Genomic DNA, 20,195 nt, shown 5'->3' on the forward strand with positions numbered 1-20,195 from the left:
GGCGCGGGAACTGCGCGAACAGCCACAGCGGTGCCGCGGGGGGCCACTCGCCTTCGTGGCAGCGGTGGTTGGCCGGCCACCGGCCGGTGGGGGTCAACCCAGCAGCTTGCCCACGATGCGGTCAAGGGCTGCCAAGTCCTCGGGCGGCAGGGACAGCAGGGCATCCGGCGGGGTGCCCAGGATCGCGTCGGCGCGCGAGGCCTCCGCCTCGCCCGCCTCCGTCAGGCGGACGAGTTTGGAGCGGCCGTCCGCCGGGTTCGCCGTGCGTTCGACCAGCCCGCGCCGCGCGAGGTCGTCGACGATGAGCGTCGCGTACGGCGCGTCGATGACCATCCAGTCCGCGAGCGCCCGCAGGGTGATCGGCCCGCGGGCGATCCGCCGCAGCGCCTTGACCCGGTTGAAGCTCATCCCGAGCGCGGCACCGACCTCCTTGCGGCGGTCGTGGGTCTCGTGCAGCAGCGTGTGCAGGTTCCGCCAGACCTGTTCCGCGGTCTGCGCGGTCGGGTCGGCGGTCACTCGTGTCGCGTCCATCAGGCGTTCACCGGCATCTTGATCTCGTCGGTCTGGAGGCGGTCCGCGGTGCGCTCCGCGGTGGCCCGCGCCCAGCGACCGGAGGTGATCGTACCGACGAGCAGGACGACCGCGCCGCACGCGGCGATGATCCACCACGCGGTCCGGCTGCTGTCGGTGAACTGCTGCCCGTAGCCGCCGGTGACCCCGGCGGCCATGACCGCGCCGATCACGGCGACGCCGAGCGAGCTGCCGATCTGGCGGCTGGTGGAGGCGACCGCGGCCGCCACGCCCGCCTGGGAGCGCGGCATGCCGGACACCGCCGTGTTGGTGATCGGGGCGTTGACCAGGCCGAAGCCGATGCCGAAGATCACGTAGCCGAGCATCAGCAGCACCGTCGGCATGTTCGTGGCGTAGCCCAGCGCCAGCATCACGCCGCTGAGGCACATGCAGGAACCGGCCAGCAGCAGCGGCACCCGCGGCCCCCGGCCGCCGACGATGCGGCCCGACAGCGGGGCGAAGACCAGTGCCATCGCGGCCATCGGCAGCATGTACAGACCGGCGTGGAGCGCGTCGAGGTGGCGCACGTCCTGTAGGTAGAGCGTGTTGAGGAAGAGGAAGCCGCCGAGCGCGGCGAAGCCGCTGACGGCGATCACGGTGGCGCCGGAGAACGGCGCGCTGCGGAAGAACCGCAGGTCGATCAGGGGCTCCTTGCGCCGCGGCTCGTAGAGCCCGAGGCCGACGACGGAGAGCACGGCCAGCGCGCCGCAGCCGAGGATCAGCGGCGAGGTCCAGCCGTGGCCGGGGGACTCGATGATGCCGTAGGTGACCGAGGCGAGCAGCACGATCATCAGCACCTGGCCGACCGGGTCGGGCCTGCGCGCCTTGGGTGCCCGGGACTCCGGGACGAACAGCCGGGTCAGCACCAGCGCGGCCAGGCCGATCGGCACGTTGATCCAGAAGATCGACCGCCAGCCGACCGTCTCGACCAGCGCGCCGCCGATGATCGGGCCCGCCGACATGCTGATGCCGACCACGCCGCCCCACACGCCGATGGCGCGGGCGCGTTCCCTGGGGTCGGTGAAGGTGTTGGTGATGATCGACATCGCCACCGGGTTGAGCATGGAGCCGCCGATCGCCTGGAGCATCCGGAACGCGATCAGCCAGCTCAGGCTGGGCGCCAGACTGCACAGCAGGGAGGCGGTCGTGAAGATCGCCAGGCCCGCCTGGAAGACCCGGCGGCGGCCTATTCGGTCGGCGGTCGAACCGGACAGCATCAGCAGGCTGGCCAGGACCAGCGTGTAGGCGTCGATCGTCCACTGGAGGCCGGACACGCCCGCGTGCAGTTCCTTCTGCATCGAGGGCAGCGCGACGTTGAGGACGGTGTTGTCCAGGCTGACGATGAGCAGGCTCATGCAGCAGATCGCCAGGACGAGCAGGCGTCGCCTGCGGGTCAGCTCGGGCACGTACGACTCCCCGTGAGTGGTTGTACGGATAGAACTATTAATACCGTACAACTAAAACGGGGCCGCGCTTCATTCCCGGGGGAGCGCCGGGGGGCGAGACCCCGAGGGCGGACCTATGGCCGGGCGGGGGCGCTCAGGCCCTCAGGCGGAGGCGCCCAGGCCGGTCAGGACCAGGGCGCGGATCGCCTCGAAGGCGGGGCGGATGTCGTCCGACGCCCAGTCCGCCGCGTAGGCGGGGTCGTGGAAGCGGCCGGTGGCGTCCCACACCGCGCGGGCGGCGCGCGCGGGCTCGGCGGCCGGGCCGCCCGCGGCGAACTCGCCCCGGGCGACGCCGTCCTCGATCACCTGGGTCAACTGGCCGACCAGTGTGGTGACATGGCGGTCGACCACCTCGCTGTGCTCGCCGACGAGCACCATGTACGTGGCGAACAGCTCGGGGTCGTCGCCCGCCTTGTGGCGCTTGGCCTCGAACAGCGACTCCAGCCACGCCCCCAGCCGCTGCGGCGCGGGGCCGGAGCCGGCCGCGACGTCGGCCAGCGCGATCTCCGACCGCTCCAGCCAGCGGGCGGTCACCGCCTCGCGCAGCGCCGCCTTGCTGGGGAAGTGCCGGTAGACGCTGCCGTGGCTGACCCCGAGCGCCCGCGCCACGTCCACCACGGTGGCCTTCGCCGGGCCGTAGCGGCGCAGCACCTCCTCGGTGGCTTCGAGGATGCGGTCGGGGGTCAGCGCGTCCGGCGGCATGCGGTCCGGCCTTTCTGCGTCGCGGGCGGCGGTAGGCCCGGCCGGGCGGCGGGCCGCTGCTCACCGCCCGGCGGGTCACTTCTCGCTGTCGAGGTGCGCCATCTGGGAGTCGGGGTAACGGGCACCCGCGGCGGCTCCGGCCGGTACGGCCTTCTCGACGGCCGCCAGGTCGGCGTCGTCCAGCGTGACGTCCAGCGCGCCGAGCGCCTCGGCCAGCCGGTCCCGGCGCCGGGCACCCACGAGCGGGACGATGTCCTCACCCCGGGAGAGCACCCAGGCGATGGCGATCTGGGCGACGGTAGCACCCTTGGCCTCGGCGATCCGGCGCAAGGCGTCGACCAGGTCGAGGTTGCGCTCGACGTTGCCGGCCGCGAAGCGCGGGCTGAAGGCGCGGAAGTCGCCCTCGCCGGGCTTGCGGTCGCGCGTCCAGTGGCCGCTGAGCAGACCGCGGGAGAGCACGCCGTACGCGGTGACGGCGACGCCGAGTTCGCGGGCGGTGGGCAGGATCGCGTCCTCGATGCCCCGGGAGAACAGGGAGTACTCGATCTGGACGTCGCTGATCGGGGCGACCGCGGCGGCCCGGCGCAGGGTGTCGGCGCCGACCTCGGACAGGCCGATGTGCCGCACCCAGCCCTTCTCGACCGCCTCGGCGATCGCGCCCACGGTCTCCTCGACGGGCACGTCGGGGTCGACGCGGGCGATCCGGTAGACGTCGATGTGGTCGGTGCCCAGGCGCTGGAGCGAGTAGGCCAGGAAGTTGCGGACCGCGGCCGGGCGGCCGTCGTAGCCGCCCCAGCCGCCCTCCGCGTCGCGCAGGGCGCCGAACTTGACGCTGATCAGGGCGTTGTCGCGGCTGCCGGGACGGGCGGCGAGGGCGTCGCGGATGAGCAGTTCGTTGTGGCCCATGCCGTAGAAGTCGCCGGTGTCCAGCAGGGTGACGCCGGCGTCCAGGGCGGCGTGGATCGTGGCGATGGACTCGGCGCGGTCCGCCTCGCCGTACAGGGCGGACATGCCCATGCAGCCGAGGCCGATCGCGGAGGTGACCGGACCGGTCGTGCCGAGGGTGCGGGTACGCATGCGGATGACTCCTTCGAGAGAACGTTGCTCAGCCAGAGTCGCATACGCGATGACAGATTTCAATATCTGTCATCGCGTACGCGTTCGTCATGCCGTCCCGCTCCGCCCGAACCCCCGTCGGGCCGCCCGTCACCGCACCGTGCGCGGCAGCCGCAGGCTCAGGCCCACCGCGGCGGCGACCAGCGCGACCTGCACCAGCAGCGCCGTGACCAGCGCGTCCCGCATGCCCGCCGACGAGGCCAGCGACAGGAAGAGCGTGCCGAGGGTCGCCACGCCCAGCGCCAGCGAGGACTGCTGGGTGGTGACCATGACGCCGCTGCCCACGCCCGCGCGCTCCGCCGGAACCTCCGACAGCACGATCCGGAACAGCGTGCTCATCGCCATGCCCTGGCCGAACCCGAGCACCGCCATGCCCGGTGTCAGCGCCAGCGGCCCGATGTGCGGCCACCCCGCGAGCGCGGTCGCGACCACCACGAGTAGGCCCAGCCCCTGCACGGTCAGGCCCACGCTGACCACGTGCCGCCCGTACCGGGTCACCAGCCGGGGCGCGACCAGCGACGCCGCGAAGAACGCCACCGCCATCGGCGCGAGTGCGGTGCCCGCGGCGACCGGTCCGAGCGCCAGACCCTGCTGGAGCGCGACCGCCATCACGAACATGAAGCCACCGAAGCCGGTGAAGAACGGCAGCGCGACCCGCAGTCCGCTGCGCATGCCGTGGTTGCCCAGCAGCGAGGGCGGCAGCAGCGGGTCGCCGCCGGAGCGCTCACCGGACCGCTCGACCAGCCAGAACGCGGCGCCCAGGAACGGCGAGGCGGCCAGCATCAGCCAGGTCCACAGCGGCCAGCCGACCGCCCTGCCCTCCATCAGCGGCACCAGCAGGGCCAGCAGCGTCGCGCCCAGCAGCAGGGTGCCGCGGGTGTCGATGCGCGCCGGGTTCGCCGACCGGGTCTCCGGGACGCTGCGCAGGCTGAGCAGGATCGCCGCCAGCGCCACGGGCACGTTGACCAGGAAAATCGAACGCCAGCCGGTGCCGGCCACGTTCGCCGCGACCAGCCAGCCGCCGAGCAGCTGGCCCAGCACCGCCGAGATGCCGCCGGTGGCGCCGTACAGGCCGAGCGCCCGGCCGCGCCGCGACCCGGTCGTGGTGGCCTGGATGGTGGCCAGCACCTGCGGCAGCATCAGCGCGGACGCGGCGCCCTGCGCGACCCGGGCGCCCACGAGTGTCCAGGCGTCAGGGGCGAGTCCGCAGGCCAGCGAGGTCAGGGCGAACAGCGCCGTGCCGATCAGGAACAGCCTGCGCCGTCCCACCATGTCGCCGAGCCGTCCGCCCAGCACCAGCAGGACCGCGTACGCGACGCCGTACCCGGCGGCGACCATCTCCAGCAGCGCCGGGCCGGCGTGCAGGTCGCGGTCGATGGTGGGCAGGGCGACGTTGACGATGAAGAAGTCGATCATGGGCAGCGCCGCGCCGAGCAGCAGCGTCAGCAGTCCGAGCGGGCTGAGGGCCGACGGCTCGGCGGCCTGCCTGCCGGGCGCCGCGTGGCGGCCCGGGCTGCGCACCCCGGCGGGCGCGGTCTTGGATGCGGTCGGTGAAGTCACCCCTTCACGATCCGGCCTCACGGAAGGGGGTACCAGAGTGTGCTTATCCAGGTATTGGGGGAACCTGGCAATCGTATGAGCGGTGCGGCACCCTGGTGGCATGAGCGCGAGTACCGACATCCGCCGCCGTGAACTGGCCGACTTCCTGCGCAGCCGCCGCGAGCGCATCACCCCCGAGCAGGTGGGCCTGCCGCGCGGCGCCCGCCGGCGCACCCCCGGCCTGCGGCGCGAGGAGGTCGCACAGCTCTCCGCGGTCGGCGTCACCTGGTACACGTGGCTGGAACAGGCCCGCGACATCCAGGTCTCGGCACAGGTGCTGGACGCCGTCGCGCGCACCCTGATGCTCGACCCGACCGAGCGCGCCCACCTGTTCGTGCTGGCCGGACTGCCCGACCCGGCGCCCGGCAGCGACTGCCCGTACCTCACGCCGTCGCTGCTGGAGGTGCTGGAACGGATGGAACCGCTGCCCGCCTGCGTGATGAACAGCCGCTACGACATCCTGGCGTACAACCGCGGCTACGGGTGGCTGGTGGACGACCTCGACGCGCTCCCGCCCGAGGAGCGCAACATCCTGTGGCTGATCTTCACCAACCCCGACTGGCGCGAGGCGGTGGTCGACCGCGACCAGGTGATCCGCCGCTGCACCGCGCAGTTCCGCGCGGCGATGGCCGAACACGTCGCGGAACCGGTGTGGAAGCTCCAGGTCAAGCGGCTCCAGCAGGTGTCGGAGGAGTTCCGCGAGGTGTGGAGCGAGCACGAGGTGATCCGGCCGTCCAGCACCACCAAGCGGTTCCTCAACAAGCGCTTCGGCCTGCTCAACATGCTCCACACCAGCATGTGGCTGGGCCAGCGCAGCGGCAGCCGGATGGTGGTCTACACCCCGCTGGACGAGGAGACCCGCGAGCGCCTGGACCGCCTGCACGCGTTCGCCCTGGCCCAGGAGGACGCCCGCCGCACGCCGCGGCGGAAGGCGCAGCCGGTGGCCGAGCGCCGCCCGGTCGCGGTCTGAGCCGGACCCGCCGGGCAACCGGACGGCGGGGCTGATTCGCGGCGGCCCGGATGCGGGACAATGGAGCTTCCGTCCGCATCCCCACGCCCCGAGGAACCGCCGCGATGACGCCCCCGCAGACCACGCCGTTGCAGATCGGACCGCACACCGTGACGCCGCCCGTCGTGCTCGCGCCGATGGCCGGGATCACCAACGCGCCGTTCCGCACGCTGTGCCGGGAGTTCTCCGGCGGCAAGGGGCTGTTCGTCTCCGAGATGATCACCACGCGGGCGCTGGTCGAGCGCAACGAGAAGACCATGCAGCTCGTCCACTTCGACGCCTCGGAGAAGCCGCGGTCCATCCAGCTGTACGGGGTCGATCCGGTCACCGTCGGCAAGGCGGTGCGGATGATCGCGGACGAGGACCTCGCCGACCACGTCGACCTCAACTTCGGCTGCCCGGTGCCCAAGGTGACCCGCAAGGGCGGCGGCTCCGCGCTGCCGTACAAGCGCCACCTGCTGCGCGCCATCCTGCGCGAGGCGGTCGGCAACGCGGGCTCGCTCCCGGTCACCATCAAGATGCGCAAGGGCATCGACGACGACCACCTGACCTACCTGGACGCCGGCCGGATCGCGGTCGAGGAGGGCGTCACGGCGGTCGCGCTGCACGGCCGCACCGCCTCCCAGCACTACGGCGGCACGGCCGACTGGGATGCCATCGCCCGGCTGAAGGAGGCGGTCACCGAGATCCCGGTGCTGGGCAACGGCGACATCTGGTGCGCCGACGACGCGGTGCGGATGATGCGCGAGACCGGTTGCGACGGGGTCGTGGTGGGCCGCGGCTGCCTGGGCAGGCCCTGGCTCTTCGGCGACCTGGTGAAGGCCTTCGAGGGCGGCGGTGGGCAGGCGAGGCCCACGCTGCGCGAGGTGGCCGCGGTCATGCGCCGGCACGCCGAACTGCTGGGGGAGTGGCTGGGCGACGAGCGGCGCGGCGTCATCGACTTCCGCAAGCACGTCGCCTGGTATACCAAGGGCTTCGCGCTGGGCGCCCAGTCCCGTCAGCGGCTGGCGCTGGCCTCCTCGCTGGCCGAGCTGGACGAGCACCTCGGCGCGCTCGACCTCGACCAGCCGTGGCCTGACGGCGCGGAGGGCCCGCGCGGGCGTACCGCGGGCACGAAGCGGGTCGTCCTGCCGGACGGCTGGCTCAAGGACCCCTACGAGACCACGGTCGCCGTGGACGCCGACGCGGAATCCGACACGTCGGGCGGCTGACGCAGGACATGCCGGGCGGTTGACGGGGGCACGTGGAGCGGGCGAGGGCGTTTTCACGCCGCTCCGCGCCCCCCGGATCACCCAATCCGGGAAATTCGGCGAATGATGGACACAAGGTGACCATTCCGGCGTCCGGATCCCAAGACGGGACGGTTTTGCGCCGCGTGATTCTCGCCACGTTTGATTTGACCCCCGCTCATATGAGCGAGATCGAAAACGGCACTCGGTGTCGTCACTTCTCCAATTCATGGCACCGAGTGCCATTCATCGTGCTTCAGTTCATCAAGGCGTCGTAACCTTGAGTCACGGTCGCGGCTGCTCAGCTGCCGGGATCGCCGCTCATGTGATGGCAATCGTTCAAGAAGTGAACACACGGGGGTGGCGGGTCCCGCATCCCGGATCCCAGGCGAATGGCCCAGAAATGCTTTCGATCTCCTGGCAGACGGGTGGTTACGGCCATGTGACGTGGCCGTGCACGTACTGCACCGCCTTGGAGATGGGTACGCTCCCCGCCGTCAGGGCAACCCCCGTGCGCGAGGAGTCGGTCCCGTGTCGGAAACACAAACACCCCAGAAGTTCGTCTACGACTTCACTGAGGGCAACAAGGACCTCAAGGACCTGCTGGGCGGCAAGGGCGCGAACCTCGCCGAGATGACCAACCTCGGTCTTCCCGTCCCTCCGGGCTTCACCATCACCACCGAGGCGTGCAAGGTCTACCTGGAGTCGGGCAGCGAGCCGTCGGCGCTGCGCGACGAGGTGAGTGCGCACCTCGACGCCCTCGAGAAGAAGATGGGCAAGAAACTCGGCCAGGCGGACGACCCGCTGCTGGTCTCGGTCCGCTCCGGGGCGAAGTTCTCCATGCCGGGCATGATGGACACCGTCCTCAACATCGGCCTGTCCGACGCCTCGGTGGCGGGCCTCGCCGCGCAGGCCGGGGACGAGCGCTTCGCCTGGGACTCCTACCGCCGCCTCATCCAGATGTTCGGCAAGACCGTGCTGGGCGTCGACGGCGACCTGTTCGAGGAGGCGCTGGAGAACGCCAAGCAGGCCAAGGGCGTCAGGACCGACGTCGACCTGGACGCGGACGACCTGCGCACGCTGGTGGACGAGTTCAAGGCCGTCGTCGCCAAGGAGGCAGGCCGCGACTTCCCGCAGGACCCGCGCGAGCAGATGGACCTGGCCGTGCGCGCCGTGTTCGACTCCTGGAACGGCGAGCGCGCCAAGCTCTACCGCCGCCAGGAGCGCATCCCCGGCGACCTGGGCACCGCGGTCAACGTCTGCTCGATGGTCTTCGGCAACCTCGGCCCCGACTCCGGCACCGGTGTCGCCTTCACCCGCGACCCGGCCAGCGGCCAGCAGGGCGTCTACGGCGACTACCTGCAGAACGCGCAGGGCGAGGACGTGGTGGCGGGCATCCGCAACACCGTGCCGCTCGCCGACCTCGCCCAGATCGACCGGCCGTCGTACGACGAGCTGATGCGCATCATGGAGACCCTGGAGAACCACTACAAGGACCTGTGCGACATCGAGTTCACGATCGAGCGCGGCAAGCTGTGGATGCTCCAGACCCGGGTCGGCAAGCGCACCGCCGCCGCGGCCTTCCGCATCGCGACCCAGCTGGTCGACCAGGGCCTGATCGACGAGGCCGAGGCCCTCCAGCGGGTCAACGGCGCCCAGCTCGCCCAGCTGATGTTCCCGCGCTTCGACGTGAGCGCGAAGGCCGAACTGCTCGGCCGGGGCATCGCCGCCTCCCCGGGCGCGGCGGTCGGCAAGGCGGTCTTCGACTCCTACACCGCCGTGAAGTGGTCGCGCTCGGGCGAGAAGGTCATCCTGATCCGCCGCGAGACCAACCCCGACGACCTCAACGGCATGATCGCCGCCGAGGGCATCCTCACCTCGCGCGGCGGCAAGACCTCGCACGCCGCCGTGGTCGCCCGCGGCATGGGCAAGACCTGTGTGTGCGGCGCGGAGGACCTGGAGGTCGACACCAAGCGCCGCTGCCTGACCGCCCCCGGCGGCGTCGTCATCGAGGAGGGCGACGTCATCTCGGTCGACGGCTCGACCGGCAAGGTCTACGTCGGCGAGGTACCCGTCGTACCGTCCCCGGTGGTCGAGTACTTCGAGGGCCGCATGCACGCCGGCGCCGACGACGCCGACGAGCTGGTCAAGGCCGTGCACCGGATCATGGCGTACGCGGACCGGGTGCGCCGGCTGCGGGTGCGGGCCAACGCCGACAACGCCGAGGACGCCGCGCGCGCCCGCCGGTTCGGCGCCCAGGGGATCGGGCTGTGCCGCACCGAGCACATGTTCCTCGGTGAGCGCCGCGAGATGGTCGAGCGGCTGATCCTCGCCGACACCGACGCCGAGCGCGACGAGGCCCTCAAGGCCCTGCTGCCCCTCCAGCAGCGCGACTTCGTCGACCTGTTCGAGTCGATGGACGGGCTGCCGGTCACCGTGCGGCTGCTGGACCCGCCGCTGCACGAGTTCCTGCCCGACATCACCGACCTGTCGGTGCGGGTGGCGCTGGCCGAGTCCCGCAAGGAGCCGCACGAGAACGACCTGCGCCTGCTCCAGGCGGTGCACCGGCTGCACGAGCAGAACCCGATGCTGGGCCTGCGCGGCGTGCGCCTCGGCCTGGTCATCCCGGGCCTGTTCACCATGCAGGTGCGGGCCATCGCCGAGGCGGCGGCCGAGCGGATCGCGGCGGGCGGCGACCCGCGCGCCGAGATCATGATCCCGCTGGTCGGCACCGTGCAGGAACTGGAGCTGGTCCGCGAGGAGGCCGACAAGGTCATCGCGGACGTCGAGGCCGAGCACGGCGTGGAGCTGAAGCTGGCGATCGGCACGATGATCGAGTTGCCGCGCGCCGCGCTCACCGCCGGACAGATCGCCGAGGCCGCGCAGTTCTTCTCGTTCGGCACCAACGACCTGACCCAGACGGTGTGGGGCTTCTCCCGCGACGACGTGGAGGCCAGCTTCTTCACCGCCTACCTGGAGAAGGGCATCTTCGGCGTCAGCCCGTTCGAGACGATCGACCGCGACGGCGTCGGCTCGCTGGTGGCGCTGGCCGCGAAGGCCGGCCGGGCCACCCGCCCCGACCTCAAGCTCGGCGTCTGCGGCGAGCACGGCGGCGACCCGGAGTCGGTGCACTTCTTCCACGAGGTCGGCCTCGACTACGTCTCCTGCTCGCCGTTCCGGATCCCGGTGGCGCGCCTGGAGGCCGGTCGCGCGGCCAGCCGCAGCGAGGGCAGCGACCACCGCTGACCGGCCGCTGATCACAGGACCATCGCGAAAACCCTCACCGGGGGCGGCGCCTTGTGCGAGGCGCCGCCCCCACCTCATGCCGTCGCGGTCCCAAGCCCTTCGTACCTGACCCCGGTCAGTTGCTCGGACGCCGTCCACAGGCGTTCGGCCGCAGTGTCGCTGAGGGTCCAGGAGGCCCGCCAGGACTTCGCGGGGCTGCCGCGCAGGCCCGGCCAGTGCGGCCCGTAGAAGTCGTCCGGTGCGACACCGGGCGCGGTCGCCGCGTACAGCGTGGGCAGCGCGCCGCCGGACGGCGGCTGGGCCACGACGCGGTTTGCGGCCTTCGCCAGCCGCGCCGCGAGCCTGCGGCCCTCCATCGCCGGGCCCGCCGTCTGGAGGTTGGTGTCGGCGTAGCCGGGGTGCGACGCGGCCACGACGAGCGGCGAGCCGGCCGCGGCGAGACGCCGGGCCAGTTCGTGGACGAACAGCAGATTCGCCGTCTTCGACCGGCCGTAGGCGATCCAACGGCGGTAGCGGCGCTCGCTGTTGAGGTCGCCGGGATCGATGTTGGCCAGCGCGTGCATGCCGCTGGAGACGGTCACCACGCGGGCGTCCGGGGTCGCCAGCAGCTTGGGCAGCAGCAGCCCGGTGAGCGCGAAGTGGCCGAGGTGGTTGACGCCGAACTGCGCCTCGAAGCCGTCCGCCGTCCGCGTGTACGGCAACGCCATGACGCCCGCGTTGTTGATCAGCAGATCGAGCCGTTCCTCGTCGGCGAAGTCCTCGGCCAACGCCCGCACCGAGGCCAGGTCGGCGAGATCCAGGAGCCGGAAGGCGACCCGGGCGCCCGGCGCCTCGGCCCGCATCCGCGTCGCCGCCTCCTGCCCGCGCCGCTCGCTGCGGCAGGCCAGCAGCACCCGGGCGCCGTGCCGGGCCAGCTCGCACGCGGTGTGGAAGCCGATGCCGCTGTTGGCGCCGGTGACCACGGCGACCCGGCCGGTCTGGTCGGGGATGTCCTTCGCGCTCCAGCCCATCGTGGCGGCCACCTCTCGCCCGTCGTCGCGGCACGTCGCGCACCGCCTGCCCGGTTGTCGAAGCCGCAGCCTAAGCCCTGGTCAGCCGCCGGTCACCGACCCGTCCGCGGTCAGTCGTCGATGCCGGACCTCTCCACGCCCGCCACGATGTGCCGCTGGAGGACGACGAAGACCACGACCAGCGGCAGCACCGAGACCGCCGCCGCCGTGAACAACTCGTGCAGGTTCACCGTCTGCGCGGTGGCGAACGACGCCAGCGCCACCTGCACCGTCCACGCCGACTGGTCCTGGCCGATGACCAGCGGCCACAGGAAGGAGTTCCAGGAGCCGATGAACACGATGGCCCCGACCGCCGCGAACACCGGACGCGAATTGGGCACCACGATCCGCCAGTAGGTCCGCCAGTACCCGAGCCCGTCCACCCGCGCCGCGTCCTCCAGCTCACCGGGAAAACCCAGGAAGTACTGCCGGAACAGGAACGCGGCGAACGCGCTGAAGAGCGTGGGCACCACCAGGCCGCGCAGGCTGGAGACCCACCCCAGCGACGAGACCAGCACGAAGCTCGGCACGAACGTCACCGCGGACGGGATCATCAGCGTGCCGAGGATGCCGTAGAAGACCGCGTTCGCGTACGGGTACGGGATGCGCGCGAGACCGTAGCCGCACATCGACGCCAGCAGCAGCGTGCCCGCGGTCGTCAGCACCGCGATGCGCGTGGAGTTCCACAGCGCGTGCGCCATCGGCACCGACGGATCGTCGAACAGCTCGCGCACGTTGGACAGATGCAGGGTGTGGGGGAAGAAGGTCCAGCCGGGCGCGGTGATGTCGGACTCGCTCGCGAGCCCGTCGCGGACCATCAGGTAGAACGGGATCAGGAAGAGCACCGCGAGCGCGATCAGCAGCGTCAGCCGCAGCGCCCGCGCCAGAGCGCGCAGGTGCGCGTCCATCTCACGCCTCCTTCCGGCCGAGCCCGAACCAGCGGGCCTGCGCCACCGTGACCACCGCGATGACCAGCGCGAGGATCACCGCGCCCGCGCTGCCGAGCCCGAGATCCTGGCCCTGTCCCAGCGCCACGTAGTACAGGTAGACCAGCGGCGGCCGGGCGTAGGGCGGGTAACCGGCGCTGGTGGACAGCAGGTTGTAGAACTCGTCGAACGCCTGGAACGCGTTGACGACCAGCAGCAGCACCACCGCCACCGAGGTCGCCCGCAACTGCGGGAAGGTGACGTACCGGAAGGTCTGCCAGCCGGGCCGCGCGCCGTCCACCGCCGCCGCCTCGTACAGCGAGCGCGGCACGCGTTGCAGTCCGGCGAGGAAGAGGATCATGTAGAACCCGGCCTGCAACCACAGCCGTACGGTGACGATCACCAGCCAGTACCACGGCGGGTGGGTGGTCGACAGCCACGCCACCGAGGCCGCGCCGAACCAGCGCAGCACCGTGTTGGCCAGCCCGAAGCGCACGCCGTTGAAGACCGCCATCTTCCAGACCAGCGAGGCCACCACGTACGAGCAGGCGGTCGGCAGGAAGAACACCGAGCGGAAGAACGCCCGCCACCGGCGCAGCCGGTGCACCAGCAGCGCGAGGCCCAGCGAGACCGCGAACGTCGTCGGCACGATGAACAGCGTGAAGACCGCGAACGTGGCCAGGCTGGAGCGGAACGCCGCGTCGTCCAGCATCGACGCGTAGTTGGCCAGGCCCACGAAGTGCCGCGGGGTGACCGTGTCGTGCGCGTCGAAGAAGCTGAGCACGACGCTCCACACCAGCGGCACGTAGCCGAAGACCACCAGGCCGGCGACGAACGGGCCGGTGAAGACCCAGAACCACAGGTAGCGCCGCTGCGGGCCGAGAAGGCGGGCGAGCACGCCCGCCTCAGCCGTTCTTCCGCACGCGCGCCAGTTCGGCCGCCACCACCCCGGCCGCCGCCCTCACCTGTCCCGCCGGGTCCGCGCCGTCCTTGATGATCCTGCTGTACGCGTCCTGCAACGCGGTGCGCGACCTGGGCGTCCACAGCAGCGGGTCGGCGTGCCCGTAGCGGGTCGCGAAGCGCACCGCGTCGGCCGCCGCGCCGGTGCGCAGCCTGGCCGCCCGCTCGGCCAGCGAGATCCGCGCCGGGATGTGCAGGCCGTAGGAGGTCGCGAAGTCCTCCTGGTAGTCGGTGCGTTGGACCCACAGCCAGGTCGCGAACCCCTTGGCCGCCGTCACGTGCCTGCTGCGGGCGCTGACCGCGCAGGCGTACGCGCCGACCGGCACCGCGGGCGTGCCGTGGGCGCCGTCCGCGGGGAACGGCAGCACGCCGAAGTCGTCGCCGAGCGCCTTGGAGATCTGCGGCAGCGCCCACAGCCCGGTCCACTGCATCGCGGTCAGGCCCTGGACGAACGCGGACGGGTCCGACCAGTCGGCGGGCGCGCCCAGCAGCAGCGACTTGTCGGCGTACAGGGTGTGCAGCTTGCCCAGCGCGGCGTACGCGGCCGGGCTGTCGAACCCCACCGTGCCGCCAGGGGTGACGAGTTGGAGTCCCGCCGCGTACAGCGGGGTGCCGCCCAGCACCCCGGCGCCCCCGTCGTTGCCGAGGAAGAGGCCCTTGACGTCCCTGGTGGTGAGCTTCGCCGCCGCGGCGACCAGCTCGTCCAGCGTCTGCGGCGGGGCGACCTTCGCCTTGGCCAGCAGGCTCTTGCGGTAGTAGAGCATCTGCGTGTCGATGGTCTGCGGGATGCCGTAGACCCGGCCGCGGTAGGTCTTGGGGCCCAGGACCGCGGGGTTGAAGTCGTGCTCGACGCCCTTGATCCCGTCCGTCAGGTCGACGACCTGACCGCCCTGGATCTGGTCCAGCGTGGGGCCGTTGACCTCGAAGACGTCCGGGCCGTCGTCGGTGAGCAGCGCGGCGGCGGTCTGCGTGTCGTAGTCGCCGGGCCGCCACTGCACGGTGACCCGCGCCCGCTCGTAGGCGGCCGCGTAACGCTTGACGGCCTGCTCGGTGCCGGGCTCGCCGTACTGGTGGTACCACTGCGACAGGGCGGGCCCGCTGCCCGAACCGCCGCCTCCGCGGCCGTTGTTCGACCCGCAGGCGGCCAGGGCCCCGGCGAGTGCCGCCCCGCCGGCCGCGGCGAGCAGACGGCGGCGCGGGAGTAACGTCGGATGTGATCCGGTGGTGTCACGCGTCGGCTCGGTCATGGTCATGAAGTATCGCCGGGATACGTGTAAGGCGCATTGCGTATCCGTGAAGTCACCCCCGTACGAGGGGCGTTGGGCGGCCCGCCGCGAGGTGTTCGGCTCACGCGGCCGTCGCGCCGGGGCTCACCAGGCGAAGGCGCGGGCCGGGTTGGCGACCAGGATCGCGTGGGCGCTCTCCTCGCCCAGCCGGTCCGCGAGGCGCGGCCTCAGCACCCGTGTCAGGTACGGCATGCCAGGACCGCCCCCGTTCACCGAACGGGCGGCGGCGGTCGTGGTGTCGCCGCCCAGCAGTACCTGACCGCCGAAGCCGCCCTCCACCAGCGCCGCCACGCAGTCCAGCATCCGCCAGTCGGTGGCGTGGTTGGCCCGCGAGGGACCGTCGAAGGCGAGGAACGCCCCCGACCGCGCGGCCTGACGGTGCACCCACTCGTCCGGCGACCTGTTGAGGTGGCCCAGGATCACGCTGCCCGGCGCGACCTCCAGCCGTCCGCACAGCAGGTCGAGCACGTCGAGCACCCCGGTGCCGAGTTCGTGGTGCACGGCGATCGGCGCACCGGTGGCGTGGTGCGCCTCCGCGGCCGCCGCCATGGTGTGCCGGGCGTGCGCGTCGAGGCCGTGGAAGGCGCCCGCGACCTTGATCAGGCCCGCGGTGACCGGCCGTTCCCCCGTCCCTCGCACGGCCTCGGTCAGTTCGGTGACGAAGACCTCGGCCAGCCGGGGCATGACGCGGGCGAGCAACTCATCGTCGTAGTGCGCCGCCTGGTGCAGCCCGGTCGCCGCCACGATGTGCGTGCCGGTCTCGCGGGCGAGGTCCACCAGCGCGTCCGCCCGGCGCCCGGTGCCGTACGGCGACCACTGCACGACGGCGTCGCCGCCCGCCGCGCTAAAGGCACGCAGTTCCGCCGCGGCGGCGGACACGTCGTCCAGTTCCTGGCCGGGCAGCTGGCGGCTGCGGAAGAACAGGTGGTCGTGCGCGTCGCAGACGCCGAGCAGGCCGGGGTCGAGCGGGCCCAGGACGGTGTGGATCGAGGGCGGCATGGGGATGACTTCCCTTTCGGGGCGGGCGGACTACTCCGCCGCGTCGGCGGAGGGTGACCAGACGCTCAACACGCCGTCCACCTCGGCCAGTTCGGCGACCAGCTGATGGATGCTACCGGTTCCCTGAAGGGACAACTGGACGTCGGACGTGCCGCCGCCGGGCGGCTGTTCGTCCTCCGCCTCCTTCCACGGCGCCCGGTCCACCCGTACGTCCAACACCTGGAAGCCGTCGCGGGTGCAGTGCTCCAGCACCCGCGGCAGCACCCCGCCGCCGACCCGGTAGGACAGCTGGAGCTGAGCCTGCTCGGCCGTCGAGATGGCCGGGAAGCGGCGGGTGACCAGCGGATATCCCCGGGCCACCAGGAAGTGCACGGCGGTGGCCGCGATCGCCAGCAGCGGCAGGCCGCCGCCGCACGCCATGCCGATCGCACAGGTCAGCCAGACGGCCGCGGCGGTGGTCAGGCCCCGCACCGCGTCCCGGCGCACGAAGATGATGCCGCCGCCGATGAAGCCGATGCCGGAGACGATCTGGGCCGCCACCCGCGAGGGGTCGAGGGCCACGTGGCTCATGCCCAGGACGCTGTTGAAGCCGTGCTGCGAGACCTCCATGAACAGTGCGCTGCCCACGCCCACCAGGGTGTGGGTCCGCAGCCCCGCGCTCTTCTGCTGGACCGCGCGTTCCAGGCCTACGAGGGTGGAGAGCACCAGCGCGAGACCGATCTCGGCCATCTGCCGCAGGCCCTGACCCGCGCCGGGATCCCACAGCGGCAACGCGATCGAGTGCGCGATATGCACGATCCACCTCCACTCGCCAGGCCATCAGCACCCTATCCCGCACGCTCCGGGAACCGGGTGTCTGGCCGCGGCGTCTCCTGGCTCGTGACGGCGCCCGTGCCGGTGCGCGTGTTCCCTCCCGAACGGCCATGATCCACCGCCATCGACGTGATCTTCGTCTCATGACGGCCTGACAGGCCCATGCCGCGCGGGCGTATCACTCCGTGCCCGTAAAAGACGGGCAAATCACCCCGTAAAGTCGAGTAAACCGAACCGAACGCATTTCCGTCCCTCCTGGTGAAGGGGCTGCCGGAAGAGAGAGCGACAACCGTGGGACTGACGTCCGAGATGTTCTTCGCAGGGCTGGTGATCGCCGCGCTGGTGGCGTCCGTCCTGGCGCTGTGGCTGTGGCCGCGCGTGGCGCGCGCGAGCGTGCCGTCCTGGCTGGGCCGGATCGGCCTGCTGGTGGCGGTGCAGGTGACCGTCCTGGGCGTCCTGCTGGTCGCGGTGAACAACTCCTTCGGCTTCTACTCCTCCTGGCAGGACCTGCTCGGCGCCCCGGTGGGCAAGCAGGTCATGGACACCAGCGACGCCAAGGGCGGCCGCCCCTCCGGCATCAAGGTCGGAGGCGTCGTCCAGGCGGGCCTCAAGGGCGGCAGGGAGCAGGCCGGCGAGGTCGAGTCGGTCCACTTCCAGGGCCTCGCCTCCGGCCTGAGCAGCGACGGCTTCGTCTACCTGCCCCCGCAGTACTTCCAGAAGGCGCACCAGGACGAGCGCTTCCCGGTCGTGGTCGCCCTCACCGGCTACCCGGGCGTGGCGTCCAACCTCATCACCGGCCTGAAGATCCCGCGCACCGTCTCCGACGACATCGCGGCGAAGAAGATCCGCCCGGTCATCTACGTCATGGTCCGGCCGACCGTGGTGCCCGGCCGCGACACCAACTGCACCGACGTGCCCGGCGGTCCGCAGGCCCTGACCTTCTTCAACCAGGACCTGCCGTACGCGGTCGCCTCCCGGTTCCGCACCACCGAGGGCCCCGGTTCCTGGGCCGCGGTCGGCGACTCGACCGGCGGCTACTGCGCGCTGAAATTCGCGATGACCAACCCGGCGCGCTACGGCGTGGCAGCGGGTCTGTCCGCCGACTACGGCGCCGCCCAGGACAGCCAGACCGGCGACCTGTACGCGGGCAACGCGCAGTACAAGCGCGAGCAGGACCTGAACTGGCGGATGGCGCACATGCCGCCCGCGCCGGTCTCCCTGCTGGTCTCCAGCAGCAAGAAGGGCGAGGGCAACTACAAGCAGACCCTCCAGCTCGCCGCGGACGCCAAGTGGCCCACCAAGGTCACCAAGCTGATACGCGACGAGGGCGGCCACAACTTCAAGACCTGGCGGGCCGAGTACCCGGACGTCATCCGCTGGATAGACCAGCAGCTGCCGCCCACCCCGAGCGCGGCCTCCGGCGCGAACTCCCCGTCCGGGCAGCCGCATTCCTGATTCCGCCGTTCTCCGCCGTCTTCCCCGCCCGTCTCCCCGTGCCGTCGGCCGCCGAATACTCATACATAAGGATTCGGAAAATCGGCGGGAGAAATGCCAAGGGCCCGCACACCGTCATCGGTGTGCGGGCCCTCGCGCTATTCACGGCGGTGATCCGGACACGGCCGCGCTGTCAGGCGGACGCGTCGCGCGGAATCAGCGGTTGGCGCCGTTCCCGGACAGAACCGGGATGTTGTCCAGGATGTGCGACAGCGGGTCGTCGCCCTTGACCTGGCTGGAGTTCTCGGTGCACTGCTGGATCTGCGGCTGGGTCAGGATGTCCTGGACCGTGATCGGGACCAGGCCGACGACCGAGCCGATGTCACCCTTCACCGGCAGACCGACACAGGGCTTGTTCAGCGAGCCCTGGACCAGACCGATCTGCGGGCTCATGTAGCCGCCGGTGGTGGTGTTGCCGTACACCTGGTCCGAGCCGTTGCCGTTGGCGGAGCTGGGGCCGTGGTTGTTGCCGATGGCCATCGCCGGGGCGGCAGTGACACCCACCGCGGAAACAACAACCGCAGCCGTGGCGAGAATCTTCTTGATCACGCGAGTCTTTCCTTCCGATCCTTGAGCGCCCCGCTACCGGAGCAGCCTGCACAACTCCCGCCGGAAGGAGAAGTTCCTATCGTTCACTCTCCCGGATCAATTGACATCGGTGCCGCGCGCTTCAGTAATCCGGATGGCCGGTCAACCCGTCGTGACGCGAGGGCCCCAGTAGGATTCCGGTATGACCGGTAGCGGGACCACGAGGGGGCGGGTCGCCATGGAAGACCCCGTCGGACCCGGCGGGCCGCGCGCTCAACGGCCGGACGGGAGCACGCCGGTGACGGAGGACCAGCTGGTCACCATCGCCCCGTTCGCCCCGCCGGCGCCGCAGCCGCCGGACCGGCCGTGGCTCGGCCCGCTGCTGATCATCGGCATGCCGATGGCCGCCGCCGTGCTGGTCTTCACGATCCTGTCGCTGCACTGAGCCGCCCGCCCCGGTGGCGGTCAGGGGCGGGCGCGGCGGACCGCCGCCGTCAGCGCGGTCTCCTTGCGGCCCAGCAGGCTCGGGTCCGGCCGCACCAGCGCGTCCAGCGCCGCCTTCGCCGCCGCGCCCACCTCCCGCGTCCCGCCGTAGTACCAGGTCACGTCATGCGGTTCGGCCACTGCGACACCGTAGGAGGTGATCCCCGCCGCCTCGCACAGGGCGATCGCACGGCGGATGTGGAAGCCCTGGCTGACCAGGACCGCGTGCGTCACGCCAAAGATGCGTCGGGCCCGAGCACACGAGTCCCAGGTGTCGAAGCCCGCGTAGTCCAGCACGATCTGCTGGTACGGCACGCCGTGCCGGGTCAGGTACGCGCGCATGGCGCCCGGCTCGTCGTAGTCGGTGCGGCTGTTGTCGCCGGTCACCAGCAGGGCCCTCACCTTGTGATCGCGGTACAGCCCGGCGGCGGCGTCCAGGCGGTGCGCCAGGTACGGGGAGGGCGCGCCGTTCACCAGGCCCGCGCCGAAGACCACCGCGACCGGCTCGGACGGCACGTCCGCCACGTTCCGCACCCGGCCCGAGGCGGTCATGTACATCCAGGTCATCGGCGCCAGGGCCAGCACGCACAGCGCGGCCACCACCCGCACCGCGCGCCGCCGTTCACGCGTCGTGCGCGGAAGCCGCACGCGGTGCGGCAGCCGTACGCACCGCGCAAGCCGTACGGACGGCGGGAGCCCTGCGCGTCGTGGAAGCCTCGGTCTCATGCCGTCCCCCTGAAC

The 20,195-nt window shown here is 71.7% G+C and carries 18 protein-coding genes; 5 read left to right on the forward strand and 13 right to left on the reverse strand.

The annotated features are described in order from the left end of the window. Positions 1-93: 93 nt before the first annotated feature. The 5 genes from CK485_RS13040 to CK485_RS13060 all read right to left on the reverse strand — a co-directional run bounded on the left by CK485_RS13040 (position 94) and on the right by CK485_RS13060 (position 5,354). Positions 94-531, reverse strand: a complete 438-nt coding sequence (locus CK485_RS13040; protein ID WP_109450115.1) for a MarR family transcriptional regulator — start codon at positions 529-531, stop codon at positions 94-96. After that, positions 531-1,976 (reverse strand): MFS transporter, encoded by a 1,446-nt coding sequence (locus tag CK485_RS13045; protein ID WP_109450117.1) that lies wholly within the window; start codon positions 1,974-1,976, stop codon positions 531-533. The genes CK485_RS13040 and CK485_RS13045 overlap by 1 nt, the downstream gene beginning before the upstream one ends. A gap of 141 nt (positions 1,977-2,117) precedes the next feature. Next, positions 2,118-2,717: a TetR family transcriptional regulator gene (locus tag CK485_RS13050; RefSeq protein ID WP_109450118.1), complete on the reverse strand. Its 600-nt coding sequence runs from the start codon at positions 2,715-2,717 to the stop codon at positions 2,118-2,120. A 75-nt stretch (positions 2,718-2,792) separates the two neighbouring features. After that, positions 2,793-3,794: an aldo/keto reductase gene (locus tag CK485_RS13055; RefSeq protein WP_109450120.1), complete on the reverse strand. Its 1,002-nt coding sequence runs from the start codon at positions 3,792-3,794 to the stop codon at positions 2,793-2,795. A gap of 129 nt (positions 3,795-3,923) precedes the next feature. After that, positions 3,924-5,354, reverse strand: coding sequence for an MFS transporter (locus CK485_RS13060; protein ID WP_241968451.1), 1,431 nt, complete (start codon positions 5,352-5,354; stop codon positions 3,924-3,926). Between the two features lie 139 nt (positions 5,355-5,493). Between CK485_RS13060 and CK485_RS13065 the strand changes: the two genes are divergently transcribed. The 3 genes from CK485_RS13065 to ppdK all read left to right on the forward strand — a co-directional run bounded on the left by CK485_RS13065 (position 5,494) and on the right by ppdK (position 10,916). Continuing rightward, entirely contained in the window at positions 5,494-6,402 is a 909-nt protein-coding gene (locus CK485_RS13065) for a helix-turn-helix transcriptional regulator (RefSeq protein WP_109450122.1), read from the forward strand. A gap of 104 nt (positions 6,403-6,506) precedes the next feature. Next, the gene (gene dusB / locus CK485_RS13070) at positions 6,507-7,652 is read left to right on the forward strand and encodes a tRNA dihydrouridine synthase DusB (protein WP_109450124.1); all 1,146 of its coding nucleotides are present in this window, start codon (positions 6,507-6,509) and stop codon (positions 7,650-7,652) included. Positions 7,653-8,201: 549 nt separating this feature from the next. Continuing rightward, a complete protein-coding gene (ppdK, locus tag CK485_RS13075; RefSeq protein WP_109450126.1) occupies positions 8,202-10,916 on the forward strand; it encodes a pyruvate, phosphate dikinase in 2,715 nt (904 codons plus the stop codon). Between the two features lie 74 nt (positions 10,917-10,990). Here the strand turns inward: ppdK and CK485_RS13080 are convergent, their stop codons facing one another. The 6 genes from CK485_RS13080 to CK485_RS13105 all read right to left on the reverse strand — a co-directional run bounded on the left by CK485_RS13080 (position 10,991) and on the right by CK485_RS13105 (position 16,865). After that, positions 10,991-11,926 carry an oxidoreductase gene (locus tag CK485_RS13080; protein ID WP_109452910.1) on the reverse strand — a complete coding sequence of 312 codons (936 nt, stop codon included), beginning with the start codon at positions 11,924-11,926 and terminating at the stop codon, positions 10,991-10,993. Between the two features lie 110 nt (positions 11,927-12,036). Next, the gene (locus tag CK485_RS13085) at positions 12,037-12,873 is read right to left on the reverse strand and encodes a carbohydrate ABC transporter permease (RefSeq protein ID WP_109450128.1); all 837 of its coding nucleotides are present in this window, start codon (positions 12,871-12,873) and stop codon (positions 12,037-12,039) included. A 1-nt stretch (position 12,874) separates the two neighbouring features. Further along, positions 12,875-13,789, reverse strand: coding sequence for a sugar ABC transporter permease (locus CK485_RS13090; protein WP_109450130.1), 915 nt, complete (start codon positions 13,787-13,789; stop codon positions 12,875-12,877). 7 nt (positions 13,790-13,796) lie between these two features. Next, positions 13,797-15,104, reverse strand: a complete 1,308-nt coding sequence (locus tag CK485_RS13095; RefSeq protein ID WP_109450132.1) for a sugar ABC transporter substrate-binding protein — start codon at positions 15,102-15,104, stop codon at positions 13,797-13,799. 117 nt (positions 15,105-15,221) lie between these two features. After that, positions 15,222-16,136 carry a phosphotriesterase gene (locus tag CK485_RS13100; RefSeq protein WP_109450134.1) on the reverse strand — a complete coding sequence of 305 codons (915 nt, stop codon included), beginning with the start codon at positions 16,134-16,136 and terminating at the stop codon, positions 15,222-15,224. Positions 16,137-16,166: 30 nt separating this feature from the next. Beyond that, entirely contained in the window at positions 16,167-16,865 is a 699-nt protein-coding gene (locus CK485_RS13105) for an MgtC/SapB family protein (RefSeq protein WP_109452912.1), read from the reverse strand. 375 nt (positions 16,866-17,240) lie between these two features. Here CK485_RS13105 and CK485_RS13110 point away from each other — a divergent pair, with 375 nt between their 5' ends. Continuing rightward, a complete protein-coding gene (locus CK485_RS13110) occupies positions 17,241-18,404 on the forward strand; it encodes an alpha/beta hydrolase-fold protein (protein WP_241968324.1) in 1,164 nt (387 codons plus the stop codon). 195 nt (positions 18,405-18,599) lie between these two features. Here the strand turns inward: CK485_RS13110 and CK485_RS13115 are convergent, their stop codons facing one another. Further along, on the reverse strand, positions 18,600-18,992 hold the full coding sequence (locus CK485_RS13115; RefSeq protein ID WP_109450136.1) for a rodlin: 393 nt from the start codon (positions 18,990-18,992) through the stop codon (positions 18,600-18,602). A 277-nt stretch (positions 18,993-19,269) separates the two neighbouring features. Between CK485_RS13115 and CK485_RS29050 the strand changes: the two genes are divergently transcribed. Beyond that, a complete protein-coding gene (locus CK485_RS29050; protein WP_199239333.1) occupies positions 19,270-19,416 on the forward strand; it encodes a hypothetical protein in 147 nt (48 codons plus the stop codon). 20 nt (positions 19,417-19,436) lie between these two features. On the opposite strand, the gene CK485_RS13120 is transcribed toward CK485_RS29050, so the two are convergent. Further along, positions 19,437-20,180 carry an ElyC/SanA/YdcF family protein gene (locus CK485_RS13120; protein ID WP_109450138.1) on the reverse strand — a complete coding sequence of 248 codons (744 nt, stop codon included), beginning with the start codon at positions 20,178-20,180 and terminating at the stop codon, positions 19,437-19,439. Positions 20,181-20,195 lie beyond the last annotated feature (15 nt).

Source organism: Streptomyces sp. ICBB 8177, from assembly GCF_003144095.1.
Taxonomy (GTDB): domain Bacteria; phylum Actinomycetota; class Actinomycetes; order Streptomycetales; family Streptomycetaceae; genus Streptantibioticus_D.

Coding starts and splice junctions, on each gene's coding strand:
- CK485_RS13040 (WP_109450115.1), bottom strand. CDS start 531: ATGGACGCGACACGAGTGACCGCCGACCCGACCGCGCAGACCGCGGAA.
- CK485_RS13050 (WP_109450118.1), bottom strand. CDS start 2,717: ATGCCGCCGGACGCGCTGACCCCCGACCGCATCCTCGAAGCCACCGAG.
- CK485_RS13055 (WP_109450120.1), bottom strand. CDS start 3,794: ATGCGTACCCGCACCCTCGGCACGACCGGTCCGGTCACCTCCGCGATC.
- CK485_RS13065 (WP_109450122.1), top strand. CDS start 5,494: ATGAGCGCGAGTACCGACATCCGCCGCCGTGAACTGGCCGACTTCCTG.
- dusB (WP_109450124.1), top strand. CDS start 6,507: ATGACGCCCCCGCAGACCACGCCGTTGCAGATCGGACCGCACACCGTG.
- CK485_RS13080 (WP_109452910.1), bottom strand. CDS start 11,926: ATGGGCTGGAGCGCGAAGGACATCCCCGACCAGACCGGCCGGGTCGCC.
- CK485_RS13085 (WP_109450128.1), bottom strand. CDS start 12,873: ATGGACGCGCACCTGCGCGCTCTGGCGCGGGCGCTGCGGCTGACGCTG.
- CK485_RS13095 (WP_109450132.1), bottom strand. CDS start 15,104: ATGACCATGACCGAGCCGACGCGTGACACCACCGGATCACATCCGACG.
- CK485_RS13100 (WP_109450134.1), bottom strand. CDS start 16,136: ATGCCGCCCTCGATCCACACCGTCCTGGGCCCGCTCGACCCCGGCCTG.
- CK485_RS13105 (WP_109452912.1), bottom strand. CDS start 16,865: ATGGCCGAGATCGGTCTCGCGCTGGTGCTCTCCACCCTCGTAGGCCTG.
- CK485_RS13120 (WP_109450138.1), bottom strand. CDS start 20,180: ATGAGACCGAGGCTTCCACGACGCGCAGGGCTCCCGCCGTCCGTACGG.